Origin of the sequence: Gordonia sp. HS-NH1 (assembly GCF_001418765.1) — a bacterium.
Taxonomy (GTDB): Bacteria; Actinomycetota; Actinomycetes; order Mycobacteriales; family Mycobacteriaceae; genus Gordonia.
On record NZ_LIYC01000064.1, the window covers coordinates 1 to 15,373 of the forward strand.

The following is a 15,373-nucleotide window of genomic DNA, read 5'->3' on the forward strand; positions in this document are numbered from 1 at the left end:
CATCAAACTGGCCGTTGACAACCGCATTATGCAGTGTTCGACTATGCAGGATTACCAGTAGAGTCTGCTCATCGCGTCAGCGCAGTGCTGTAGTCCCGCTGCACCGTGTCGAGATCGCGCCCTATCGGGGACGCCAAAAGTCCCCAGAGGACCAGGTACCGCGACACCTCCGACGACTTCTCGCTGGCCGACTTCGATTTCATGTACGCACCGGGCGGTCGCGCACCGATGATCGCTTCAACGACAATCCGGTCGTGGGAGAACTGCTGAACAACCTGCAACAGAACGGCATCCCCCGATCGGACTGATCTGCCACGCGCCGATCGCCATGACCTCGGCGAAGTATCGACTGGACGCCGATGGCAACGTCATGGTGCGCGAGCCGCCAGCCCCGGTCGAGAGCATCGCACTTCAGACGTCGATAGACCGGGCGTACGGGGCATTTGCCGTTCAAGGCCGGATCGATCAGGCCTACCTAGACACCGACGGCCCTGCGGCACTGTCAGCTTCCGACTTCGCGCCACACGATCCCGGATACACGCACACACTGCCCACCTCGGCCGCGGCGCGCACCGGCGCCGGCCCGGTTGTGACGACTGTGACCGTTCTGCGTGAGCAGTACGAGGGACCGCCCCGCCCCATCACCATCGTCCCCGGCCTCAACGCCCTCCTGGTGCCCTGACTCCTCCCCGACCCCATTGACTCACATGCCGGCCCGCGGCCGAACGATCCAGGATGCAGTCGCGGACCCACCGTGAACAGCAACACCTCGCCCGTGGAGTTCTCGCTGGGCGTGAGGCAAATCGATTGCGCCGCATTGACAACGCCTCAGGTTGTCGCCCACGCTGTGGCCGGCATGCGTACGCAGCTACCCCCTGGCACGGTGGCCCTGCCCCGATGCGTGGATTCCGATCTCAGGTGGAGCTGTCGACGTGCGTAGCGATGCCGTCCAGGATGAGTTGCAGTCCGAAATCCTCCCCCACCGGCTGGGAACGCGGGGCGCCCAGGGCTGCGACCGTGCACGGAAACTGGCCGGGATCGGCCAGATCGGTGAGAATCCGCTCGAAGTACGACGTCCCGCCGGAGCCCTCACCGCCTGCCAGCTCGCTCGCACGACGATGCTCGATCTGCACGCGGCTGGCCGACAGTGCGTACTGCGCAAGCAATCCGACGATCTCGAACAGGTCGTCACCGGGCAGGTCGAATTCGTCGAGGATCTCGAAGGCCGCCTCGATCCAGCGCATCCGGCTCGGACCGGGGACGGCACTGGTGAGCGGAAGGTCGAGGTACCACGGCCGCTCCACGATGCCGACGATCTGCGCTCGGGTCCACTCCGCCAGGTCCTCACGCCATCTGCCGGTGCGCGGTGGAAGCGTCAGCGCACCGGTCGCGGTGTCGAGCATCAGCGTCAACAGCTGCTCCTTGCCGGACACGTGGCGATACAGCGCCATCGACGAGCACCCCAATGCTTCGCCGATCCGCGCCATCGACACCGCGTCCAGCCCCTCGGCATCGGCGATCCCGATGGCGGCGTCGACGATTCGATCGAGGCTGAGTGCCGGCTTGGGACCCCGGCGGCCTTCTCGTGCACCCACCCACAGTCGTTTCAGCGTGTCCTCGGAACCCATGCGCCCTCGTCTTCTCTTGCCGAATCACAGAACTGCGTTTAGTGTACGCAGTTACCGTTATAAACAGTTTCTTTCGTACACAGATTGGACACATCATGCCTGCTCGCGTTCGGTCCGCCCGTCACCCCATTCAGACCGTCGGCCTCACCAAATCGCTGGGGAGGGGGAACAGTCGTGTGCCTGTTCTCCGTGGAGTCGACCTCGAGGTCGAGGCGGGCGAGGTCGTTGCCCTCCTCGGCCCGAACGGGGCAGGCAAGACGACCACCGTGCGTATCTTGTCCACGCTCATCCGGCCCGATTCCGGGACCGCCCGCGTCGGCGGTTTCGACGTCGCCACCCAGCGGGGCAAGGTGCGCGAGATCATCAGTCTCACCGGCCAATACGCAGCCGTGGACGACAAGCTCACCGGTCGCGAGAACCTGACGATGATGGGCAGGCTGGCCCACCATCGCCGGCGGACCGTGGATCATCGGGTCGACGAACTCTTGATCGCGTTCGATCTCGCCGGCGCCGCCGATCGAATCGTCGCGACCTACTCCGGGGGCATGCGCCGCCGTCTCGATCTGGCTGCGGGACTGCTCGATCGGCCCGTCGTGTTGTTCCTCGACGAGCCCACCACCGGCCTCGACCCGCGCAGCCGCCAGATGCTGTGGCAGGTGGTCGATGATGTGGTGGCCGAGGGGACAGCGGTGTTACTGACCACGCAGTATCTCGAGGAAGCCGACCGCCTGGCCGACCGCGTCGCTCTCATCAACGGCGGCCGGATCGGGACCGCCGGCACCCCGGGCGACCTCAAGCGCCGCGTCGGCGAGGCGGCACTCGAGTTCGTCGTGCCGACCGCGACTGATGCCGCGGCCTTTGCCGGTGAACTGGCCGGTTTCGCTCCGTCGGTCCAGCAGACCACCATTCGCATTCCCACCGATCGCTCGGTGTCGCACACGCGCGCGGTCTTCGACGTGGTGGATCGGATCGCTGTCACCGTCAGCTCTTGGGAATTACGCACTCCCACACTGGATGATGTGTTCCTTGCGGCAACCGGCCAGCCGGCTGTGGCGGCGCCCGGCGAGGAGGTCGCGGCATGAGTGTCGACACCGCCACAACCCACTACGCGTCGACCCGTCGGCTCCGTCATCTCCGCATCGACGCGACCACGATGACCTGGCGTTCGTTGCGGATGATGAGCCGCGATCCGGACGAGCTGATTCTCGCGCTCGTCCTGCCCATCGCCATCATGCTGATGTTCGTCTACGTGTTCGGCGGCGCGATGTCCGTGGGCACCGACTACATCACCTACGCAACGCCCGGGGTCATCCTCCTGTGCGCGGGGTACGGCGCGTCCAACACCGCACTCGCAGTGGCGAATGACATGAACGGCGGCGCCATCGACCGCTTCCGGTCGATGCCCATCGTCGGCGCGACCGTGGTGTTCGGCCATGTCGCGGCCAGTCTGGTGAAAAACTCAGTATCCACCGCGGTGGTCCTACTCGTCGCGATGGCCATCGGCTTCCGTCCCTCGGCAACGCCGGGCGAGTGGCTCGGTGCTGCCGGGATCGTCCTGGCCTATGTCCTGGCCATCACCTGCCTGGCCGCGTTCATCGGGGTCACGGTACGAACACCCGCCGCGGCAGGTGGTTTCAGCTTCGTCATGCTCTTCCTGCCGTACGTGTCGAGCGCATTCGTGCCACCGGAGACGATGCCGGCCTGGCTGCGCGACTTCGCCGAGACACAACCGGTCACCCCTGTCATCGAATCGATCCGGGCTCTACTCGTCGGTGTGGGCACCGACGGATCACCGGTGCACGATCTGGCGTCACAGGCCGTCACCGGAATCACCTGGTGCGCGGGAATCACGCTGGTCTCGCTGTCCGCGGCCGGTTGGGTGTTCGCCCGAACAGGACGGTGAACCGCTGGCCGCAGATCTCAGCCCTTCAACAAACCGTTGACAATTTGTCGTTGAAGACGGAGGATGGTCTTCGTGACCAATGAGCAGCTGTTCCGTCCCCCGGAGCCCGATCGAGAACGTGCACAGCGCGAGTACATCGGCCTGTTTCACATCGCCGAGCGGCATGGAGGCACTCCGGAACGTCGTGCACGCCAGGCGCACCCAGACATGCTCGAGCCCTACGGTGCCGCGAAGATCGTTGCCGGCCTGGCGGGCGGTGGGTTCGTGCCGCACCCGGACGAGGACCCGGTCGACGACACCGACATCATGGCCGCCCTGACGCTGATGCCGAAGCTGCGGCTAGAGATCGACGAACTCGAGACGATGTTGCTCCTCGCGGCGCGACGTTCGGGCATCACCTGGCAGCACATCGCGTACGGACTCGGACTGGGCAGCGCCCAAGCTGCACGCCAGCGCTATGACCGGTTGGTCCAGCGCACATCTGACACCGACGGGGACGACGATGACAAAAGCGCAGAATCGGGATCATCGACCGACGCCTGACATGTAGAACAATCCCCATCAGCACACGCGTGTCATCGCTCCTCAACGCGTGACCGACCTCATGATGCCGGGTGCGCATTCGTCGACCTCGGCGTCAGGACCAATCGCCAGCCGCCCGGAAGGTACACGGCGGGTACAGTCGCGTCGGACCAGTGTACCAATGGCAGCAGTGCATGAGAACCACTCTCCCCCAGTGTATTTCACATGCCGATAACTGCCATCATGCCAGGTGGAACAGAGCGCAGGACCTGCGCCCGGGCGATGAGGGTCAGATCTTGGTCGCCCCGTGGTCCACGGGTAGCTGAATCCCGGTGATGGTGCGGGATTCGTCGCCGGCCAGGAACACGACGGCGTTGGCGATGTCCTCGGGTTCTGAGATCGGCGGATCGAACCAGTACTGGCCCATGGCAGCACCGTAGGAGGGATTGTCGGCGAACACCTTTGCTCCGTCGGCACCCATCGCTCCCATTGGGGTGTTCACGCCCCAGGGATGGATGGAGTTGACGCGGATCTTATATGGCGCCAGTTCGATCGCGGCTGACTTCACCAGGCCCACGACACCGTGTTTGGCGGCGCTGTAGTGGGATTGTCCAGGAAGTGATTTGATCCCGGCAACCGAGCTGGTCGCGATGATCGAGCCACCGTTGCCGAGCTCGATCATGACCGGGGCGGCGGCGCGCAGTGTGTTGAAGACACCGGTCAAGTTGATGTCGATCATGTCCTGCCAACGCTCTGGGGCCATCTCCCAGAATCGTCCCCAACTGACGATGCCGGCGTTGGCGACCACAATGTCCAGCCGGCCAAACTCGGCAACGCCTTGTTCCACCACCGCCTGCATCGCGCTCAGATCGCGAACGTCGGCGACCGCGCTCACTGCGCGCTGACCGGCTTTCTCGACGAGGGCTACTGTCTCTTCGAGGTCTTCGGGAGTCGTTGCGGGATAATCTGTCTCGGCCGGGGTCGCGCAGATATCCGAGAGGATGACGTCAGCACCGTGTTCGGCAAGTGCGACAGCTTCAGCTCGTCCCTGGCCGCGCCCGGCGCCGGTGATGAAGGCGACTCGGCCAGCCAGCTTCTTGGCGGTTGTCATGGTGTCCTGCTTTCTTCGGGGGTACGACCCCCGACATCATGGGTCAACAGTGGGCCGATGGCCTCGAGACAGGTGCGTACCGTGGAACAGATCCCCCGGCGCGGGTCCGTTGACCAGCTTTCGACGGCCACCCGATTGGCGGCGATCACGCAAGCAGCCACGAACTCGGCACGGTCGCCATCGGGATCGAGTCGGAGCCTACGGGCCAGCACCGGTCGCAATGCGGCACGGCATCGATCGTGCACACTCAACCAGGCAGGCGCGAGCATCGGTGACCTCGGCAACGACCGAAGGAACATCGCGTGCCGTCGTCCGTGTGGCCCGTCCAACACCGCCTCGAGCGATGCGACAAGGCCGTCGATCACCGACTCCGAGTCGGGCCGACTCGCGAACCTGCCCACATAGTCCTGCCAGCCGGCATCGAGAGCTGGTGCGATGGCGTCCACTTTGGCCGGAAAGTAGCGGTGAAACGTCCGCACAGACACGCCCGCAGCCTCTGCAGCAGAAGCAACTGTCGTCTCGACATACCCGTTCTCGGCGAACATGTCCAGCGCCGCGTCGGAGATGGCGAGCATCGCACTCTGCTGACGTCGCTCACGCCAGTCCAACGGTGCGCCCATGTCGGAAGAGTACTTCGCGTTGGCAGATTATGCCACCAAGAGCAGAGACTGCCATATGCGACAGCTCCCCCGGGGCGCCCTTGCGCAAGCCATTCCACCGCTACAGCCATCCCCGGTCGAACTCGTTTGATGGTTATCCAGAATCGTGCTGACTGGGATCCGTCGTCGCCTGCGCACGGCGGTCTGGGCTGCGATTCGATCAGCGCTGGGCTGCGCAACCTGCTGGTCGTTGATACCGAATGTCGAAGCACTCCCAGCTTCGTCGGACTCCGGGCTGGCCGGACCGCCGTCGCCGGCACGGTTCGGCACTCGTGCACGCTGGAGGTCTCAGAGCGCGCAGTGGCAACTAAGCCGCCGACCTCGCCCGGAACTCGTCCGCTCGTGCACGGCTCCACCGATGTGGGCGATGTCAGTTGGGTGACACCCACAGTCCAGCTCACCGGTAGCAATTGGGCGATCGGCACTCCGATTCACTCGTGGCAGGCCGTAGCTCAGGGCAAGCTTCCTGCCGCCCACAAGGGAATGGTGTACGCAGCCAAGGTCATCGCGGCAACCGCAATCGAGTTGTGCACCGATCCGGATCTCATGAAGAGTGCCCGTCACGAATTCGAGATGATGGTGACAGAGACCCCCTATGACTGCCCCATCCCCGACGGTGTCGTCGCGCCGCCGGCTCGCACGGGTCAGACAGCAGGAGATACAGAGACGAAATGATCGACCCTGACGGTTGACGTCAACGACGATCGCATCTTGCCGGTCAGCGGTGTAACTGTCTGAGCCGTGGCTGGTTCGCCCGGCGGACAGGGCCTCTGACGAAGGTGATCTCGAAAGCAATCAGCGCTTCCTTCCAGCGGTGAGACCACCGCTGGAAGGAAGCGTGTAGCGCTGTTCTTTCGCTTCTGCGAAGTTCCCACATCGGCTGTAGGCGTGCACGATTCGTATACCTGGCCGAGGCGTCGGCGCAGACGTTCACCAGTTCACTTGTTTGATTTCTCGGTGAGGAGTTGAGTGATGCCCTGGCGGTATGTCGTGACCGCGAAGTCGGGGAATCGGGTGGCGAATTTCGTCGAGTCGAAGATGTTGTCGTCGCGGTAGCGCGGCAGCAGTTCGGAGGCTTCTTTGACGGACTGGTTGATCAGGCCGCCGAGGGCGAAGAGTTTCTCTGGGATGGTGATGTAGTTGATGTCGCGGTCGGTCACCTCGTCGGCGATCGCGACCATCTCCTGATAGGTGAGCCGCTGTGGGTCGACCGGGAGGTGCCAGGTGTGCCCGTAGGCGTCGGGGGTGTTGCCGATCAGTCCCATGCCGCGGCTGGCATCCGGTGTCCAGATCAGCGTGCGTTTGGTGTGCGCGCTGACCGGCACCAGCGGTCGTTTGCCCTGCCTGATCCGGTCGAAGATCGCGGAGTTGGTGAGGCTCTGGGTTTTGCCGGGTCCGTAGAACTCCGGTGCCCGACAGATGACGGCCTCGATCGTCTCGCGGCGCATCTGCTCGAGGAGCATGTCGGCGATGTGGGCACGGACGGTCGCCTTGCGGCCGACGGGACGAAACTCGGTGTTCTCGACCTGCGGGGTGGAGGTGCGCGGGTACATGTAGGTGTTGTCGAAGAAGACGAGTTTGGTGTCGTGCTTCTGGCAAGCGGCGATCGTGTTGGCCATCATGACCGGGAATTGCTGTTCCCACAGTGTGGAGTCGATGGGCAGCCCGACGGTCAGGTAGGCGATGTCGCTGCCTTTGACCGCGTCGGCGGTGGCGTCGGCGTCCAACAAGTTGGCGGCGACGAGTTGGTCGGTGTCGTGGACCTTTCTCGGGTTTCTGCTGACGAGCCGCACGTCGTGGGTGATGTTGTCGTGCAGGTAGCGGGTGAGCTCCTCGGCGATCTGGCCGTTGGCTCCCAGGATGGTGTGCATCGGGATCCTCAACTTCGTTGGGTTGCATTGTGGCGGTGGACGTTTGCTATTTCAGGCCGGGTACGCGCCTGAGTAGGCGCAGCGCCAGCGACGCCACCTGGGCGTAGCGGGCGGGGTTCATACCGTCGGGGGCGCCGACCGGCAGCAGCCGTTCGATGGCGATGGTTTGGGACTCGGTGTATTTGACGATGCCGTGTTCGCCGTGGCGGCGGCCGAGTCCGGAGGCTTTCATTCCGCCCATCGGGGCGTCCATCGATCCCCAGGCCGCGGCGTAGGCGTCGTTGACGTTGACCGTGCCGGCGTGCAGCCGGGCTGCCACGCGGTAGCCGCGCTGCTCGTCTGAGGTCCAGACACTGAAGTTGAGTCCGTACTCGCTGGCGTTGGCCTGAGCGATGGCTTCTTCCTCGTCGGCAACGCGGTACACCGAGACCAGCGGCCCGAAGGTTTCGTGGTCGAAGACCGTCATCGTGTCGTCGACATCGGTGAGGACGGTCGGTTCGTAGAAGAACGGCCCTAAGTCAGGTCGTGCTCGACCGCCGGCGAGCACGCGCGCCCCCTTGGCGACGGCGTCCTCGACATGGCTGACGACGGTGTCGAGCTGTTTCCGCGAGACCAGCGAGCCCATGTCGCCGGAGTAGTCGATGTCGGCGGACAGATTCATCGCCGTTGTCGCCGCGGCGAACTTGGTGGTGAACTCATCCCACAGGACATCAGGAATGTAGATGCGTTCCATGGAGATACAGAGTTGGCCGGTGTTGGAAAAGCTCGCCCGCACCGCGCCGGCGACGGCTTTGTCGATGTCGGCGTCATCGAGCACGAGCAGCGCGTTCTTGCCGCCGAGTTCCATCGAGCAGTCGATGAGGTTCTCGCCGGCTTGGGCGGCGACCGTGCGGCCGACGGCGGTGGAGCCGGTGAACATGAGGAAATCGGAATTCTCGATGATCGGCGTACCCAGCTCGGCTCCCCTGCCGGTGACCACCTGCACCAAGCCGGACGGCATTCCGGCCTCTTCGAGCAGTTCGACCGCCCACAGCGCGGCATACGGGGTCTGCACGTCGGGTTTGGTGAGCACCGCGTTGCCGGCGACGATCGCGGGTAGCGCGTCGCTGATGCCCAGGGTGAGCGGGTAGTTCCACGGAGAGATGATCCCGACCAGCCCCTTGGGGTGATGAAGTTCCCAGACTGTGGTCAGCGCCAACTGCACTCCGCGGCGACGCTTGGGGCGCAGGTACTTTGCGGCGGTGTTGGCGTAGTAACGGGACGCCAGGCACACGTCGAGGATCTCTTCGAACGCGTGGCGCCGCGCTTTGCCGTTCTCGAGCTGGATGAGGTCGAGGACCTCGTCCTGGCGGGCGAGCACGAGGTCGTGGAAACGCATCAGTACTGCCGCGCGTTCGTCGACCGGGCGTGCGGCCCAGGCTTTCTGCACACCGCGGGCGCGTTGCGCGGCGGCAACCACGTCGGCAGGCGTGCAATGCGGAACGGCACCGAGCACCCCGCCGGTCATGGCGTTGGTGACCTCGAGGACGCCTTCGGGATCGGCTGCCGGCACCCGCCGGGTCAGGGCGTCGAGTCGGTTCGCGTCGATGCGACGGGTGATGGTTGGGGTGACCACTGGGCTCCTCATTTCGCGGGGACGGACACCGGGACGGGAATGTGCAGCGCGTTCTGGCAATCGGTGGCCACGTCCAGTCGCAGCGGCTTGATGGGCGCCAGAGAGCGCACATCGTCGGCCAGACGGCCCGACCCCAACTCGAGGTTCACATCCCTGGGCAGCAGCTTGCTGCCCGCCGACAGAGTGTTGGTCTGGCTGAGTGTCGCGTGCCAGGCGCCTTCGAGCTGCGTGTAGGAGACCAGCGTGGACACATTGGTGCCGCTGGGAAACGTCTTCTGTTGCGGGGTGAGCACCGTCAGCGCGATGTCGGTGCCACCGTCGTCGTTGGCCACTCGTCCGGTCACCCGCCGGTGGTCTATGTCGACGTCGATGTCGGTGACCCACTTGGGAAAGCCGTAACCATCATGACCACGTACCTGCGCGATCTCAGTGTTGACCGGCAACGACAGGACGTAGGCGTGCATCGAGTCGTTGGACAGTGCGGACAGGGCGTCGACGGTCCCCGCGCCGCCGTGGCGCGCGGGCCGGACCGCGATACCGACGGTGGCCTCGGTGTAGAAATCGATGTCGCACACGTCGTACCGGAAGAACACCACCGAAAACAGTCCGAGCCCCGGAGCGATCTGCAACGGATCGAGCTCATCCGGCAGCCGGGAGCGCAGCGCCTTCATCGGAGCGACATAGACGATCTGTGCCCGAGACATCGAGTAGTAGAAGTTCGGGGTCCGGGTCGGCCCGATCGCCGACTGCACCTCGGTCTTCGGCAGAGCCCGGAAGAAATCGACACTCCGCACGCGCGGGTCCCCGGCCACCTCGTCGAGATCGGTGTTCATCCGGTAGCGGTCGTACAGTCCGCCCTTCGGCACGCTGACGGTACGGCCGCCGAGGTCGACCTCGACCACCTCGATGTTCGGCCCGGCCTTCGACGATGTCATGGCAACTCCCTTGAATGTATACATTGCTCACATCAGGGTAGAGTGCAATGTGTGCAGCGTCAACATGGTCCGGCCGCAGACCCAGTCGCCCGCATCGGCAGCCTGAGCCCCAGAGCGGATCACCGGCCCCATGACGACGACAATCGAGACCCGAGCACAATGACCATGAGAGGAGGACCGGCAATGCCCGCGAGTACCAAGAAGAGCTACCACCACGGCGATTTGCGTGCCGCGCTGCTCACGACAGCGATGCGCATGCTCGAGCGCGGCGAATCATTCTCCATTCGCGCGGTCGCCCGCGAGGCCGGCGTCTCCGCTACCGCGCCATACCGGCACTTCCCGGACCGCGACGCCCTGGAGTCCGCCCTGGCAGCTCAGGGATTGCGGGATCTGAAGACAGATCTGTCCCGCGATCGCGACCTCCCGGACACCGTGGAACAACTTGCCGACCTCGGTGCCGCCTACGTCGAATTCGCACTGCGCCGCCCCGCGCTGTTTCGACTGATGTTCGGCAACGAATGCGATCACGAGAGCGACGAGCGTGTCGCCGCCGCAGCGGCGGTACACGAGCTGCTGGCGGCGGCCATCACCGGCGTCTTTCCCGATTCCGACCCGATCGACCTCGCCCTCGGCGGCTGGGGCTTGGTGCACGGCATGGCCTGCCTTTATCTGGACCGTAAGCTCGCCAGCCCTTCGATCGACGACACCGTCGCCCAGGTGCGCTCGTCCCTCATCGCCGTTCTCGCGGCCCAGCCAGGAACCGACCAGCGCTGACCCCTCCCCTGTGGACGACTCATTGACTCTCCCGGACATCGGCGTTAGCCTCCATGTAAGCGCTGCATACATTTGAGCGTGTCCGACTCTCGAAGTGCCCAGCACACGGAGGAGACGATTGTGACCGAGCTGCCAACCCCGATAAACCCCGTTCTCGAACCCGAGGCGAAGCAGTTGTGCGAACAGACCGACCCGCATCCCCGAATCTATGAGGTTGCGCCGGAAGAGGGCCGAAAGATTCTCTCCGACTTGCAAAGTGGTGAGGGCGTCGAGCGCCCGGAAGTCGACGAGGAATGGGTCGACGTCGACGCCGGCGAGTGGGGAACCGTCCGCACCCGCATCATTCGCCCCAAGGGAGCCGCCGGTCCGCTGCCTGTGGTGTTCTACATCCACGGAGCGGGATGGGTATTCGGTGACGAGCACACCCACGACCGCTTGTTCCGCGAACTCACGGTCGGAGCGGGCGCGGCTGGTGTCTTCCCGGTCTATGACCGGGCTCCGGAGAAGGGCTACCCCACGCAGGTCGAGCAGAACTACGCCGTGGGCCGATGGGTGCTCGACCATGGTTCCGAGCACGGCCTGGACACCTCCCGGATCGCGGTCACTGGCGAATCGGTCGGCGGGTGCATGTCTGCGGTGTTCGCACTGATGAACAAAGACCGCGGCGGCATCGACCTCAAGGCCCAGGTGCTGCTCTATCCCGTCACCAACGCCGGATTCGATACCCCGTCTTACCTACAGTTCGCCGAGGGGTACTACCTGACACGCGATGGCATGCAATGGTTTTGGGACGCCTACACCACCGACCCGGGCCAACGTGCCGAAAAGTATGCCTCTCCCCTGCAGGCCTCGCTCGAGGACCTCACAGGACTTCCACCGACACTGGTGATCACCGACGAGGCCGACGTCCTTCGCGACGAGGGTGAGCAGTACGCCAACAAGCTGCGCGAAGCCGGAGTCGACGTCACGTCGGTCAGGATCGCCGGCATGGTCCACGACTTCCTACTCCTCGACAGTCTGCGATACACCAAGGGCGCAAACGTCGCGCGGCATCTCGCGATCGATGCCCTGAGGACCGCTTTGGAGTAGCCCACGGTCGCGGAGATGACCCGGCTCGGAAGAGATCCGCTGCCTGGAAGGGCGTCGCCGACCTGCCACCACCACGAATCGAAGGAAGGGCACGCATGCCCACACGAATCCTGAACGTCGTCACCAACGTCGGTCACTACGATGACCCCGAACACCCGACCGGCCTGTGGCTGTCCGAACTCACCCACGCCTGGCATGTCTTCGAAGAGCACGGCTTCGAACAAACCCTGGTGAGCCCGCAGGGTGGCGCCGTACCGCTGGAGCCTCGCGCCCTGAAGTTCCCCAACTACGACAAGACTGCCAAGGCCTGGCGCGCCAACCCAGCCAAGATGGCGCTCCTGGAGAACACCAAGCACCCTGACGACATCAACTCCGCCGATTACGATGCGATCTTCTTCACCGGTGGCCACGCGGTCATGTACGACTTCCCCGACAGCCCTGGCCTGCAACGCATCACCCGCGAGATCTACGAGCGCGGCGGCATCGTCTCCTCGGTCTGCCACGGTTACTGCGGCCTGCTCAACACTCGACTATCCGACGGCTCGTACCTGATCGCCGGCAAGAAGATGACCGGATTCGCCTGGCAGGAAGAGAAACTGGCGCGAGTCGACAAGCTTGTCCCGTACAACGCCGAAGAGGCTGCCAAGGAGCGTGGCGCTCTCTACGAGAAGGCCAAGCTCCCGTTCGTCTCCTACGCCGTCGTCGACGGCACCCTCGTCACCGGCCAGAATCCAGGTTCGGCCAAGGAAACCGCAAAGAAGGTGGCTGCCCTCCTCTGACATCGGCGCCCACTGTGCTGACCCTGCCACGCACTGCCATGGCTCTCGGCCGCCACCGGGTCCACCGTGTCACCGTGCAAGTGTCCGCGGCTGCTCGACCCCGCCGAGCTTGTCGGGATTGCGCATCGCGTAGACGTGTTCGATCACGCCGTCGACGATGTGGAATGTGAACGCACCCTGGAGTTTTCCTTCGAAGTACACGAGCATTCCCGGCTCGTGGTTGAACACGGCCGCCTCTACCCGGTAATCGTCGACAGTGGTCCCGAGCCGCGCGAACCCGGCGAGCAGGCGCGCCACCGGCAGCGCGCCTTGAACGGGTCGTTTGACCGCGGTGGCCTTGCCGTCGCTGTCGGCGGTGAACACCACATCGGGGGCGAGCATCGCCATGAGAGGCTCGATCTCCCCAGACTGGGCGGCGGCCAGGAACTCCGCCACGACCGCGCCGGCGCGCTGCGCATCGACCTGTTCGAAACGCGGCCGGCGCGACTCGACATGCGCCCGTGCGCGGTGCGCGATCTGGCGAACTGCGGCAGCGGACTTCGAGACCATCGTCCCGATCTCGTTGTAAGAGAAGCCGAAGACCTCACGCAGGACGAATACCGCACGCTCGTCGGGGTTCAGGGATTCGAGCACCACCAGCATCGCCGTGGACACCGACTCGGCGAGTACGACGTCGTCGGCCAGATCGCGGTCATCGAGCAGGATCGGCTCCGGAAGCCACGGGCCGACATAGTCCTCCCGCCGCCGCGACCGGGACCTCAGGGCGTTGAGCGCCTGGCGCGTGACGATCTTGGCGAGGTAGGCCTTCGGGTCGACGACATCGTCGTCGACCCGGGCCCACCTCAGGTAGCTCTCCTGCAGGACGTCGTCCGCGTCGGCCGCGGACCCGACGATCTCGTAGGCGACGGTGAACAGCAGCGGCCGAAGCTCGGCAAAACACACTGCACGACGGTCGGACTCGCTGACGGGCATGTTCACTCCGCTCCTCATCGTCCTGCCGGTCAGCGCCCGACCGGTTCGCGTTCGGTTGTCGTCGCCTTCGCCCCACCGAACCAGCTGAACCTACCGGGCAGAGCGGCCTCACGCCGGATGTTCTCCACCGTTCCGCGACACACCAGCTCCTTCGCCCAGGCCGCAACGCGACCGGTCACGACCGCTCGCGCAGGCGAATCGTCGCGGTGCGTGAACTGCAGGGTGGCGGCGTGGCGACCGACGCTGGCGCACTGCGCGACAAAACCCTGGTCGGCAGCGTTCGGCTGCTCACCGCCGATCTTCGCGAGGACGGCATCGGCAGCCTGAGCACCGAGCGGCTCGGCGGCCTGGCAACTCATCCGCAATCTCATGCCCTCGACCGCAACCGCATCCCCGGCGCCGACGATCCGGTCGTCACCGACGGCAACCAGGGTCGCATCGGTGCGCAACCGGCCGATCTCGTCGACGACCAGACCGCTGTCGGCGGCCAACTGGGGAGCCTCGAAACCCGTGGCGAGAATCGTTGCCGCGCTCGACAGGACCATCCGTTGGCCGTCGATCTCGACGCTGACGGTCCGCTCACCCACCTCGACGGCGCGTCCCCGGTCCACGACGTCGACACCCAGTCGGTTCAGTTGCGTCCACGTGGCGCGCCGGGCCCGGGCGCTCACCGAGGTCGCGATCCCCCCGCCGCCGACCAGCCGGACGTCGTGTCCGGTCTCGGCGAGTTCGGCAGCTAACTCGACTCCGGTGAGTCCCCCGCCGACGACCGTGATCATGCCATTCGCCGCGAGGCCCTGGACGCGTTCGCGTATCCGTTGTGCGCCCGCCCAATCGGCGATGGACAGGGCGTGGTCCGCCGCGCCGGGGATCTCCGGAGTGCGACGGCGGGTCCCGATCGCGTAGATCAGGTAGTCGTAGTCGAGACAAGCCCCCGAGGCGAGCTGCACCCGGCGCCCGCGCACGTCGATGCGCACGGCGGTGTCGACGAGGACGCGCACGTCGTCGGCCAGCACGTCGTCGAAACCGACCTTCGGATCACCGGTACCCGATACGAACTGATGTAACCGTATGCGCTGCACGAAGAACGGCTGCGGATTCACGACCGTGACGTCGACAGCGGGATTCCGCCGGAGCCGGTTGGCCGCCATCGCGCCGGCGTAGCCCGCGCCGAGGACGACAACGTGCGTCCGATGCCCGTTGGCGTTCGTGTCGTCGAATCCGATGATGTCGGTGGTGTTCATGGTCCTGCCTTCCGTCGGGTGTTCGAGGTGGTCATCCTCGAGACACCGACGGTGCCGCGAATGTGACAGCTACGCGACATCGCGGACCGCACTGAGTCGGACGCGCGGCGTCCACGCGCTGACGGGTTACACATCTTCGGGGAAGTCCGCGTCCCTGGAGAGGTCCTCGTTGGCTCGGATGTCCGTCAACGCCGCTTCCAGCGTGTCGGTCACGGCATCAAAACCGTCACTGCCCAGGATCAGCCGACGGGGAGGAGTAGTGCCCCATAGG

General features: G+C 65.1%; 17 protein-coding genes. 8 read left to right on the forward strand and 9 right to left on the reverse strand.

All coding sequences use genetic code 11. The features are described 5' to 3' along the window. Positions 1–68: 68 nt before the first annotated feature. On the reverse strand, positions 69–203 hold the full coding sequence (locus tag AMD30_RS25735) for a hypothetical protein (RefSeq protein WP_269432891.1): 135 nt from the start codon (positions 201–203) through the stop codon (positions 69–71). A 125-nt stretch (positions 204–328) separates the two neighbouring features. On the opposite strand from AMD30_RS25735, the gene AMD30_RS23225 reads away from it, so the two are divergent. Next, entirely contained in the window at positions 329–682 is a 354-nt protein-coding gene (locus tag AMD30_RS23225; protein ID WP_055477254.1) for a hypothetical protein, read from the forward strand. 232 nt (positions 683–914) lie between these two features. On the opposite strand, the gene AMD30_RS23230 is transcribed toward AMD30_RS23225, so the two are convergent. Then, complete coding sequence (locus tag AMD30_RS23230) at positions 915–1,628, reverse strand: TetR/AcrR family transcriptional regulator (protein ID WP_055477255.1); 714 nt, start codon at positions 1,626–1,628, stop codon at positions 915–917. A gap of 176 nt (positions 1,629–1,804) precedes the next feature. Here AMD30_RS23230 and AMD30_RS23235 point away from each other — a divergent pair, with 176 nt between their 5' ends. From AMD30_RS23235 to AMD30_RS23245, 3 genes are all read left to right on the forward strand, one after another. Continuing rightward, positions 1,805–2,710 carry an ATP-binding cassette domain-containing protein gene (locus AMD30_RS23235; RefSeq protein WP_231632831.1) on the forward strand — a complete coding sequence of 302 codons (906 nt, stop codon included), beginning with the start codon at positions 1,805–1,807 and terminating at the stop codon, positions 2,708–2,710. After that, complete coding sequence (locus tag AMD30_RS23240; RefSeq protein ID WP_084817364.1) at positions 2,707–3,531, forward strand: ABC transporter permease; 825 nt, start codon at positions 2,707–2,709, stop codon at positions 3,529–3,531. The genes AMD30_RS23235 and AMD30_RS23240 overlap by 4 nt, the downstream gene beginning before the upstream one ends. A gap of 72 nt (positions 3,532–3,603) precedes the next feature. Then, complete coding sequence (locus AMD30_RS23245; RefSeq protein ID WP_084817366.1) at positions 3,604–4,074, forward strand: DNA-binding protein; 471 nt, start codon at positions 3,604–3,606, stop codon at positions 4,072–4,074. A 268-nt stretch (positions 4,075–4,342) separates the two neighbouring features. Here AMD30_RS23245 and AMD30_RS23250 read toward each other — a convergent pair whose 3' ends face one another. Together AMD30_RS23250 and AMD30_RS23255 are read right to left on the reverse strand one after the other, a co-directional pair. Beyond that, positions 4,343–5,164 (reverse strand): mycofactocin-coupled SDR family oxidoreductase, encoded by an 822-nt coding sequence (locus AMD30_RS23250; RefSeq protein ID WP_055477258.1) that lies wholly within the window; start codon positions 5,162–5,164, stop codon positions 4,343–4,345. Next, a complete protein-coding gene (locus AMD30_RS23255; RefSeq protein ID WP_084817365.1) occupies positions 5,161–5,784 on the reverse strand; it encodes a TetR family transcriptional regulator in 624 nt (207 codons plus the stop codon). The genes AMD30_RS23250 and AMD30_RS23255 overlap by 4 nt, the downstream gene beginning before the upstream one ends. A gap of 126 nt (positions 5,785–5,910) precedes the next feature. On the opposite strand from AMD30_RS23255, the gene AMD30_RS25160 reads away from it, so the two are divergent. Further along, a complete protein-coding gene (locus tag AMD30_RS25160; protein WP_156354394.1) occupies positions 5,911–6,498 on the forward strand; it encodes a hypothetical protein in 588 nt (195 codons plus the stop codon). A 263-nt stretch (positions 6,499–6,761) separates the two neighbouring features. Here AMD30_RS25160 and AMD30_RS23265 read toward each other — a convergent pair whose 3' ends face one another. From AMD30_RS23265 to AMD30_RS23275, 3 genes are read right to left on the reverse strand one after another with little or no spacing between them, the layout of a single operon-like run. Beyond that, complete coding sequence (locus AMD30_RS23265; RefSeq protein ID WP_055477261.1) at positions 6,762–7,694, reverse strand: NAD-dependent epimerase/dehydratase family protein; 933 nt, start codon at positions 7,692–7,694, stop codon at positions 6,762–6,764. 46 nt (positions 7,695–7,740) lie between these two features. After that, the gene (locus AMD30_RS23270) at positions 7,741–9,309 is read right to left on the reverse strand and encodes a succinic semialdehyde dehydrogenase (protein ID WP_156354396.1); all 1,569 of its coding nucleotides are present in this window, start codon (positions 9,307–9,309) and stop codon (positions 7,741–7,743) included. A gap of 8 nt (positions 9,310–9,317) precedes the next feature. After that, complete coding sequence (locus AMD30_RS23275) at positions 9,318–10,244, reverse strand: acetoacetate decarboxylase family protein (RefSeq protein ID WP_055477263.1); 927 nt, start codon at positions 10,242–10,244, stop codon at positions 9,318–9,320. 183 nt (positions 10,245–10,427) lie between these two features. Between AMD30_RS23275 and AMD30_RS23280 the strand changes: the two genes are divergently transcribed. From AMD30_RS23280 to AMD30_RS23290, 3 genes are all read left to right on the forward strand, one after another. Beyond that, positions 10,428–11,018, forward strand: coding sequence for a TetR/AcrR family transcriptional regulator (locus tag AMD30_RS23280; protein ID WP_014926895.1), 591 nt, complete (start codon positions 10,428–10,430; stop codon positions 11,016–11,018). Positions 11,019–11,138: 120 nt separating this feature from the next. Further along, complete coding sequence (locus AMD30_RS23285) at positions 11,139–12,107, forward strand: alpha/beta hydrolase (protein WP_055477264.1); 969 nt, start codon at positions 11,139–11,141, stop codon at positions 12,105–12,107. A gap of 95 nt (positions 12,108–12,202) precedes the next feature. Beyond that, a complete protein-coding gene (locus AMD30_RS23290) occupies positions 12,203–12,886 on the forward strand; it encodes a type 1 glutamine amidotransferase domain-containing protein (protein WP_014926897.1) in 684 nt (227 codons plus the stop codon). Positions 12,887–12,955: 69 nt separating this feature from the next. Here the strand turns inward: AMD30_RS23290 and sigJ are convergent, their stop codons facing one another. Both sigJ and AMD30_RS23300 read right to left on the reverse strand, forming a co-directional pair. Then, positions 12,956–13,858: an RNA polymerase sigma factor SigJ gene (gene sigJ / locus AMD30_RS23295; protein WP_231632832.1), complete on the reverse strand. Its 903-nt coding sequence runs from the start codon at positions 13,856–13,858 to the stop codon at positions 12,956–12,958. A 29-nt stretch (positions 13,859–13,887) separates the two neighbouring features. After that, positions 13,888–15,102 (reverse strand): NAD(P)/FAD-dependent oxidoreductase, encoded by a 1,215-nt coding sequence (locus tag AMD30_RS23300; protein WP_055477266.1) that lies wholly within the window; start codon positions 15,100–15,102, stop codon positions 13,888–13,890. Positions 15,103–15,373 lie beyond the last annotated feature (271 nt).

Bases quoted from the DNA above. Each gene is read 5' to 3' on its own strand.
- AMD30_RS25735 (WP_269432891.1), bottom strand. From the start codon at position 203: ATGAAATCGAAGTCGGCCAGCGAGAAGTCGTCGGAGGTGTCGCGGTAC.
- AMD30_RS23225 (WP_055477254.1), top strand. From the start codon at position 329: ATGACCTCGGCGAAGTATCGACTGGACGCCGATGGCAACGTCATGGTG.
- AMD30_RS23230 (WP_055477255.1), bottom strand. From the start codon at position 1,628: ATGGGTTCCGAGGACACGCTGAAACGACTGTGGGTGGGTGCACGAGAA.
- AMD30_RS23240 (WP_084817364.1), top strand. From the start codon at position 2,707: ATGAGTGTCGACACCGCCACAACCCACTACGCGTCGACCCGTCGGCTC.
- AMD30_RS23250 (WP_055477258.1), bottom strand. From the start codon at position 5,164: ATGACAACCGCCAAGAAGCTGGCTGGCCGAGTCGCCTTCATCACCGGC.
- AMD30_RS23255 (WP_084817365.1), bottom strand. From the start codon at position 5,784: ATGGGCGCACCGTTGGACTGGCGTGAGCGACGTCAGCAGAGTGCGATG.
- AMD30_RS23265 (WP_055477261.1), bottom strand. From the start codon at position 7,694: ATGCACACCATCCTGGGAGCCAACGGCCAGATCGCCGAGGAGCTCACC.
- AMD30_RS23275 (WP_055477263.1), bottom strand. From the start codon at position 10,244: ATGACATCGTCGAAGGCCGGGCCGAACATCGAGGTGGTCGAGGTCGAC.
- AMD30_RS23280 (WP_014926895.1), top strand. From the start codon at position 10,428: ATGCCCGCGAGTACCAAGAAGAGCTACCACCACGGCGATTTGCGTGCC.
- AMD30_RS23290 (WP_014926897.1), top strand. From the start codon at position 12,203: ATGCCCACACGAATCCTGAACGTCGTCACCAACGTCGGTCACTACGAT.
- sigJ (WP_231632832.1), bottom strand. From the start codon at position 13,858: ATGCCCGTCAGCGAGTCCGACCGTCGTGCAGTGTGTTTTGCCGAGCTT.
- AMD30_RS23300 (WP_055477266.1), bottom strand. From the start codon at position 15,102: ATGAACACCACCGACATCATCGGATTCGACGACACGAACGCCAACGGG.